Raw genomic sequence first — 7,772 nt, forward strand, 5'->3', positions numbered from 1 at the left:
CTTGCTCCTTCGTTCTGCTGCTCGCGTCGCGCGCGGTTATCGCCAATTCATTCACACCAGGCTGATTCGGGCATCCGGTAGCGAGTTGCAGGACCGGACGCCGAGGCTTCGATCGGTATTCCTGACACGTGTTGTTCTGCGACACAAACGGATTCGATTGACCTGCGGCACCGACCGGTTTACCTGATCGAAATATTTTGTGCGCGCCCCCGCGTTTGCGCGATGCCGTCGGCGTGTGCGCCACGTGGGGGCTCGCTAGCGTGAAGAGGGTTTGTTGCTGCGAATTTTCAAGGATGGCGTTTGGATGTCGGGGATGATTACGCGTGTATCTGCCACTGTCGTGACATCGATGCTCGTCGCGCTCGCCGGTGGGTCGTCCGCGACCGCCGCCGCCGCACCGGAGATGGTTCCCCTCGATGTCGCGCCGGCCAAGATCGGCGGGGGCGTCTCGGCCCTGATTTATGACTGCGGGAAGCAGTCGCCCATCGAAATCGTGACCCTGGATTCGACGATCACGTTGAACGGTTCGTGTGGCGAGGTCGAGGTCAACGGCTCCGCGAACACGGTGAACCTGCAGACCGTCGCCAGCATCAGGGCCACCGGCACCGGCAACCACATCACGTGGCAGAGCGGGCCGGGTGGTGCCGCGCCTCGCATCAGCAATCCCGGGAGTAGCAACAGCATCGTCGGGCCCGGCGGCATCCAGGGCACCTCCGGCTGATTCAGCTGCCGCGCCGCCTCAGCGGATGGGGGCGCGCGAGGTGCCACATCGTGTGGCGGCCACCCGGTGTGGACCGGGCGACCTCACCGCGTTTCTCCAGTACCTCCAAGCTCCGGTAGATGCGTTCATGCACGACTTCCTGGGCGAATATCGTTGCCAGGCAACGTCTTAGCTCGGCCGTGCTCATGGCGTCGGCTGAGTCGGCAAGCGCGCTGAGAATCCGTTCCCGTAGCGCCTCGGGCGGTAGGGAGTTGTTCATACCGGGCCTTGACTCAGGGGCGCTGTTAGCGTCCAGTCCTCACGGGCGCCGGAGTTGCCCGTTGGCTTCCGGATCCACGTCCTGGCTCCGGGTGATTACCCAATCCTGTTCCCATAATCGCTGCGTCAGGTCCTGAAATACTGCGAGCGCAAACTGATCGTCCGAGCCCATCAGAGCCGACCTGGTCATCAGCGCTCGCACGGTCGATCCGTCCTTATGGCGCAATTCGACGACCATGTTGGCGAGGGCGCAGACCGCCGGTAGTAGGGGTTGGGAGACCGGAACCCGGTCGAAGATCTGCTCGAATCGCATCGACAACACTTCGTCCGGTTCGAAGCCCACTATCGCGGCGAAAGCGGTGTTGGTGAACAAGATGCTGCGGTCTTCCGCGATGGCCAGTACCGGAACCGGAATCCGGTCCAGCACAACCAATGCGGGCAGCTGCTTCAACACCGTCGCCGGCGACTGGTCGTGTTGGCGATGGCGTCGCCGCTCCACGGGATGCTGGTGCTCGATGGCGCGCGGCGCGGCGTGGCCTTCAAGCGTGGTGTCGGATCGGGCTGGCGTCGGCTGTCGTCCCATGGTTGAAATATTGCGGACGGCAACGATCAGAGCACGAGTAGTGCGCTACCTGTTTTCCAAGCCGCGAGGTCAGGCCACTACGCAACCCGGCGTCGGGATGCTCAGGCCTGCGGAGTGGGCGTCATCGATCCGATGTAGTAGATCTCTTTCCCGGTGGGGTATCCGCCGCCGTCGGTGGCGATATGGACGTGGTCGTAATGGTTGGCGGTTTCTGAACCCAGGTCCGCCGTCCAGCTTCCGGAACCCACACCCGGGTAGATCTTCTGCCGCCAGATCACGTGGTTGATTCCCCACCGCTTGGCATTAGCGAGGGCGTAACCGGCGATCTGGTTGCCGAGCTCGATGCCCTCGGGTGCGCCGTGATTAGGGATCATGACGTCGATCGCCAACCCGTTGGGGTGCCACGGCAAGGGATCCTGCCGGTAGCCGTAGATGGTGGTGATCTGCGGAAACAGCACGCTGATGACGCGCTCGGCCCAGATGGTCTTGACCTGCAGCCGGTCTTCCGACGCGAGGCCGGGGGGCAATGGGACCTGGAATTGCTGGGCCGCGAGAGGCGCGTTGGGCGCCAGCGCCGCCAACGACTGCGCTTCCTCGGGGCTGGCGGTGCGCGCCGAGCCGGCCGACGTCGAGAACGGCGGGGCCGGGGTGTTGGTCGGCGGGGCTTCCTGGGTCGCTAGCGGCGGCTGCGCGCAGCACGGAGGCTTCGTCTGCTGGGCATAGATCATCGCGGCCGAGGCGATCAACGAGGCTACGATCGCCGACCAGCGTCCTCGCGTTTTGGCAACGCCGCCAGTGCGCACGAATCGCAGCTTAATGTCGTGTGAGACGCGTGTGGCGAACTTCGATATTTCTCGTCGAGTCGGGCCGCCTCACGCGAGGTTCGCGCGCAGTTCCCGTTTCAGCACCTTGCCGTAGCTGTTCTTCGGCAACTCGTCGACGAACTCGTAGCGTTTGGGCCGCTTGAACCGGGCGATGCGCTGCAGCAGATGCGCGTCCAACTCGGCCGCTGCCGCCGTGCCGACGATGAACGCGACGACGATCTCGCCCCACTCGGCGTCGGGGGCGCCTACCACGCATGCCTCCGACACGCCGGGGTGTTCGAGCAGCACCTCCTCCACCTCGCGGGGGTAGATGTTCGATCCGCCGCTGATGACGACATCCTTGGACCGATCTCGCAGGGTAAGGTAGCCGCGCGTGTCATAGGAACCCATGTCACCGGTGTAGAGCCAGCCGTCCTTGAGGGTGGCGTCGGTGGCTCCCGGATTTCGCCAGTAGCCCGACATGACGGCGTCGCCGCGACAGACGATCTCGCCGATCTCGCCGGTCGTTGCCGGGTGTCCGTCGGGCCGCAGCACCGCGACCTCCATGCCCGACCGCGGATAGCCGACCGAACCAAGGATGCTGTCGTCGCCGGACTCGTGGTCGGCGCGGCGCAGTCCGGTGATCGTCATCGGCGCCTCGCCTTGCCCGTAGATCTGGGCGAAGATCGGCCCGAAGGCGGCCATCGCCTTCTTCAGGCTCTCGACGTACATCGGGCCCCCGCCGTAGACGATGGTCCTCAGGTTCGCCGGGCGGGTGCGGCCCGTCGTGACCAGCCGCTGCACCATCGTCGGGGCGAGAAACGCGCTGCTGCCCGAGTGTCGCTCGCACAGGTCGAGGAACTCGTCGGGATCGAACGCGCCCGAGGAAGGCACGACTTGGCGGGCCCCGCGCAGCACGTACGGCAAGATGTAGAGCCCCGAGCCATGGGACATCGGTGCCGCGTGCACCAGGCTGCAGTCCTCGGTGGGGGAGTCGATGTCGGCCAGGTGGGCGACGGCCATCGCGGTGAGGTTGCGGTGCGACAGCATCGCGCCCTTTGACGGTCCGGTGGTGCCACTGGTGTAGAAGAGCCAGGCCAGCGTCGACGGGTCGGTGTGCGGCGGCGGCGCGGACGGGGCGGCGTCGAACCGCCCCGAATAGGCTTCTGCCTCAACGATTTCGATGGGCCGGGCGGTGGCGGCCGCGAGTTCGGTGCCGATCGCGGTGGAGGCGAAGACCTGCGACACGTCGGCGTCGTCGAGGATCTGGGCCATCTCGCGAGGGTGCAGCTTGTAGTTGATCGGGACCACGATGCACTCGGCGGCCCAGATCGCGAACATCAACTCGACGATCTCCGGGCGGTTCTGGCTCGCGATCGCGATGCGCGCGCCGGCGTCAAACTGTTGCCGGATCGAGGTGGCCAGCCGCAATACCCGGTCCCGCAATTCGTCCCACGTACACAACCGGCGGTCACGGTCATAGAGCGCGCCGCGATCGGGAAACCGGTTGGCGGCCTGATCGAGCACCGCGAAGAGATTCATCGCGCTACCCACTGCGCGTTGAGCGCGTGCTCCGACAAGTACTTCGTTGAGCTCCACCCTCCGTCGACGACGATCGTTTGCCCGTTGATGAAACTTCCTCCCGGAGAGCACAAGAAGGCGACGGTGCTGGCGATGTCATCGATGCTGCCCAACCGCTGATGCGGTGTCATCTCGGTGTTGATCTTGCGGAATCGGTCGTCCTCCAAGCGTTTCTCGACCATCGGCGTCAGCGTCACACCGGGCGCGACGGCGTTGCAGCGGATGCCGGACGCTCCGTACTGACAGGCGATGTGGGTGGTCAGCGCGGTGAGGCCGCCCTTGGCCGCGGAGTAGGCGCCGCCGCGCAGCCCGCCGATGACCGCGAATGTCGATGTCACGTTGATGATCGCCGACCCGGGCCCCATGTGGGGCAGCACGTCGCGCGCGAGCCGGAACGGGGCGCGCAACATCAAACCCAGGAAATAGTCCAGGGTTTCGTCGTCGGTTTCGTGGAGCGGCTTCGGGCTGCCCACCCCGGCGTTGTTGATCAGGAAGTCGATGTGGCCCCATCGCTCGACCGCGAGATCCACGATGCGCTGCGGCGCGTCGTCATGGGTCAGGTCGACGGCCAGGGTTGCTACACGGTCCGGATCGTTGACGGCCCTTCCCAACTCGGCCAGCCGACCCTCGTCACGGCCCGTGCCGACGACCGCCATGCCCATCTCGGCGAGTTTCGTCGCACACCCCAGGCCGATGCCGCTGCTTGCTCCCGTGACGATTGCGACCTGCATCTCACCCATCCTGTGTCAGCACCGCTCGGATCCGATGTTTGAGTATCTTCCCTGCGTCGTTCTTGGGCAGCGCATCCCAGATCTCCACCTGTTCCGGCGCCTTGAACTTCGCGACACCCTTGCTCTGCAACAGGGCGAGCAGGCTCGCGACGTCCGGATTCGCGACACCCGCCGGCACGATCACCGCACACGCTCGTTCTCCGGTGCGGCCGTCGGGCAGGCCGACCACCGCGATCTCGGCGATGCCGGGATGCTCGGCTAGCAGGTCCTCGACCTCCTTCGCCGAGATGTTCTCGCCGTTGCGGATGATGACGTCCTTCGCCCGGCCGGTCACGACCAGGTATTGGTATTCGGAACCGGCCGAGACCCAGCGCCCGAGATCACCGGTGCGGAAAAACCCTGCGGCATCGAAAGAGTCGACGTCGTCTTCGGGGTGACGGTAACCCAGCAGCATCTGCGGCCCGCGCACACAGATCTCACCGTCACCGGCGGGAGCGGCTTCGTGTGCGACCAGTTTGATCTCGGCGATGCCGCACCTGCCGTCGGTGTCCGCTGCGTGGGTCGCCTCCTGAAGCAGGGGGGCGCCCACGGTCGCCACCGGCACCTCCGTACAGCCGTAGACGCGGGTGACGACGGCCCGGTCGAAATACCGCGCGGCCCTGCGTATCAGCGAGGGCGACACTGACGCCCCGCCGCAGATAAAGATCTTCAAGTCGGGCAGGCGAGTCTCGGCGCGTTCGGCGGCGGTCAGCAGCTGCTGCAGAAACGGGGTCGCGCCGGCCATGTGGGTGCACCGCTCGCCGCTCATCAGCGCCACGGCCGCCGCCGGATCCCACCGGTCCATCAGCACCGCGGTCGTTCCCAGCAGCAACGGGCACTCGAACGCGTAGATCGAGCCGCCGATGTGGGCGATGGGCGACGGGACCAGGAAGGTATCGCCGGAGTCGATACTCCAGTGATCGCGCAGCTGGCAGATCAGCGCGTGAATCGAATTATGGCTGTGCAGCACACCTTTCGAGCGTCCGGTGGTGCCCGAAGTGTAGAGGACCATCCGCACGGCGTCGGGATCGAGGGCGGGGAGCTGCACGGAGGCCTGTGTCAGTAGCGCTGTATAGGGCGTGTACGAGCCGGGCTCGCCGCGCAACACCACTACCTCGGGGGCCGAACTCATTGCCGCAGTGACCCGTTCGAGCATCGCCGCGTAGTCGTGACCGCCGAATCGGTGTGGGATGAAGATCATCGCGGCTTCGACGTCGTCCAGAATGAAACGCAGGTCGTGGTCGCGCAGCGACGGCAGGATCGGATTGACCACCATCCCGGCCAATGTCGCGGCCAGATAGATGACGGCCGCCTCGTGCCAGTTCGGCAGCATGAACGACACGACGCTGCCGGGCGGCATGCGCGACAGCATCGCGCTTGCCAGCCCTGTCGCCTGGGCATACAGCGTTGCGCAGTCGAGTCGAACGTCCCCGTCCACCAACACCGTTCGCCGTGGCGAGGTCTGTGCGGCCGCGTGCAAAGCGTCAGCCAGTGTGGTGTCCACCCACAGCCCACGCTCGTATGCCTTCGCCGCGCGGGCGGTGTCGAACTGGGGCCGGCCGATCACCGCCACCTCACCTCGGTCGAGTTAATCATTCACGCGGCGCATGGTCATCGCGTAGCGAAAGCTCGACGACAGGTGCGTGTTGATCGTCACCTGGGCGACCTCGCCGTCAGAGGTCTTGTAGGTGCGCTGCATCTGCAGCGCCGCTGTCCCCGGCTCGGCTCCGAGACCGTCGGCCAGTTCGGGAGAGAGCAGGACCGCGGCGATCTCTTGGCGCAATTCGGCGATGCTCACGCCGAACAGGTCCTCGATCAATGGAAATATCGGGCCGGTGTGCCGTTGCAGCAGCCGGCCGACCGCGGCAAAGCTGCGGTTGATGTAGTACTCGGTTCGGCACAGCGGCACCGACGCGCCGTCAGCCTGCCGGTAACCCCGCACGGACAGCCACTGCGTGCCGGCCTCCAGTCCGGTTCGGGCGGCGAGATCGTCGTCGATCGTCACCATCGCGTTGGACTCGATGGTCAGCTGCGCACCCGCCGCGAATTCGAGCAGGCCATCGATCGACATCGCGTCCTGCGCATAGGAACTCGACGCCGGTCGCGGAACCACGCGGGTGCCCGCTCGCGGTCGCGACGCCACCAGGTTGTCCTCGCGAAGCCTGCGCAGCGCTTCGCGAACGGTGTAGCGGCTGACCGCGAATCGCTCGCACAGCTGATGTTCGGTCGGCAGCTGTGAGCCGACCGGATAGACCCCGTCGACGATCTCCTTGCGCAGCGTGCGCGCGATCTGCAGGTAGCGATGGTCTCCGGAGATGGCCTGGGTCATCGGCGACCGTCCCCGCGCGGACGCAGCGCCAGCACGCTGCCCTCGCCGTCAGCCGAAACGTACAGCGTCCCGTCGGCCGCGGCGGTGACTCCGGCGAACGGCCCCTGCGGCCCGGAAAAGGGCGGCATGCCTTTCAGCGGCTTGGGCTCAACGCCCGGTGGGGGACCGACCGGTAAGCCGGACGCGATCGTCTGCCGGACGCCGGTGTCGAGGTCGAACGCGATCAACTGCTTCGCACCGGCGTCGACGATGTAGAGGACGCCATCGTGGACCGAAATGCCTTGTGGGCGTTGTAAGTCGGCGACGAGGGTGTCGACCCGCGAACCGTTCACCTTGACCACGCGTCCGGCTCCGGCTTCGGCGACCAGGCACGCGCCGTCGGAGCCGGTCGTGACGCCCACCGGCTCACGCAAGTCGGTCGCCAGAAGCTCGACGCTGCCCCCGCGCAACGACAACACCCGTCCGGTGCCCAGTTCGGCGAAGGCGACGCCGCCGGGTGTGATCGCGACGCCGTAGAGCTGATCGAATCCGTCCGCCAGCACCTCGCACTCGCTCGCCCCTGGCCGGTAGCGGCTGACCTGGCCGCCCGAGGTCGTCACGACGAATTCGCCGGGTCCACTCGACGTGACGCCGCGCAGGAAGCCGGGATACGCGGGACTGAACAGCATTCCCACGGTCTGCAACGAACCGTCCGGTTGTGCGGCATAGAAATAGGTGCCGTCGGCGA

Annotated in this window: 6 protein-coding genes and 2 pseudogenes; 1 reads left to right on the forward strand and 7 read right to left on the reverse strand. The window is 66.2% G+C overall.

The window, feature by feature from the left end:
* Nucleotides 1-349 precede the first annotated feature (349 nt).
* Nucleotides 350-721: a DUF3060 domain-containing protein gene (locus JOZ00_RS07085; RefSeq protein WP_293341697.1), complete on the forward strand. Its 372-nt coding sequence runs from the start codon at nt 350-352 to the stop codon at nt 719-721.
* Nucleotides 722-1,085: 364 nt separating this feature from the next.
* On the opposite strand, the pseudogene JOZ00_RS07090 reads toward JOZ00_RS07085, so the two are convergent.
* The 7 genes and pseudogenes from JOZ00_RS07090 to JOZ00_RS07120 all read right to left on the reverse strand — a co-directional run.
* A pseudogene (locus JOZ00_RS07090) lies at nt 1,086-1,478 on the reverse strand (PAS domain-containing protein); the annotation flags it as partial.
* 185 nt (nt 1,479-1,663) lie between these two features.
* Complete coding sequence (locus JOZ00_RS07095) at nt 1,664-2,380, reverse strand: glycoside hydrolase (protein ID WP_293341699.1); 717 nt, start codon at nt 2,378-2,380, stop codon at nt 1,664-1,666.
* 54 nt (nt 2,381-2,434) lie between these two features.
* The gene (locus JOZ00_RS07100) at nt 2,435-3,907 is read right to left on the reverse strand and encodes a long-chain fatty acid--CoA ligase (RefSeq protein ID WP_293341687.1); all 1,473 of its coding nucleotides are present in this window, start codon (nt 3,905-3,907) and stop codon (nt 2,435-2,437) included.
* The gene (locus tag JOZ00_RS07105; RefSeq protein WP_293341690.1) at nt 3,904-4,686 is read right to left on the reverse strand and encodes an SDR family oxidoreductase; all 783 of its coding nucleotides are present in this window, start codon (nt 4,684-4,686) and stop codon (nt 3,904-3,906) included. The genes JOZ00_RS07100 and JOZ00_RS07105 overlap by 4 nt, the downstream gene beginning before the upstream one ends.
* Nucleotides 4,679-6,283: an AMP-binding protein gene (locus JOZ00_RS07110; protein WP_293341692.1), complete on the reverse strand. Its 1,605-nt coding sequence runs from the start codon at nt 6,281-6,283 to the stop codon at nt 4,679-4,681. The genes JOZ00_RS07105 and JOZ00_RS07110 overlap by 8 nt, the downstream gene beginning before the upstream one ends.
* 21 nt (nt 6,284-6,304) lie before the next feature.
* The gene (locus tag JOZ00_RS07115; protein ID WP_293341694.1) at nt 6,305-7,045 is read right to left on the reverse strand and encodes a GntR family transcriptional regulator; all 741 of its coding nucleotides are present in this window, start codon (nt 7,043-7,045) and stop codon (nt 6,305-6,307) included.
* Nucleotides 7,042-7,772 (reverse strand): annotated as a pseudogene (locus JOZ00_RS07120) (gluconolaconase); the annotation flags it as partial. The pseudogene JOZ00_RS07120 and the gene JOZ00_RS07115, both read right to left, overlap by 4 nt.

The sequence above is a fragment of the Mycobacterium sp. genome, assembly GCF_019243155.1.
In the GTDB taxonomy this organism is placed as follows: domain Bacteria; phylum Actinomycetota; class Actinomycetes; order Mycobacteriales; family Mycobacteriaceae; genus Mycobacterium.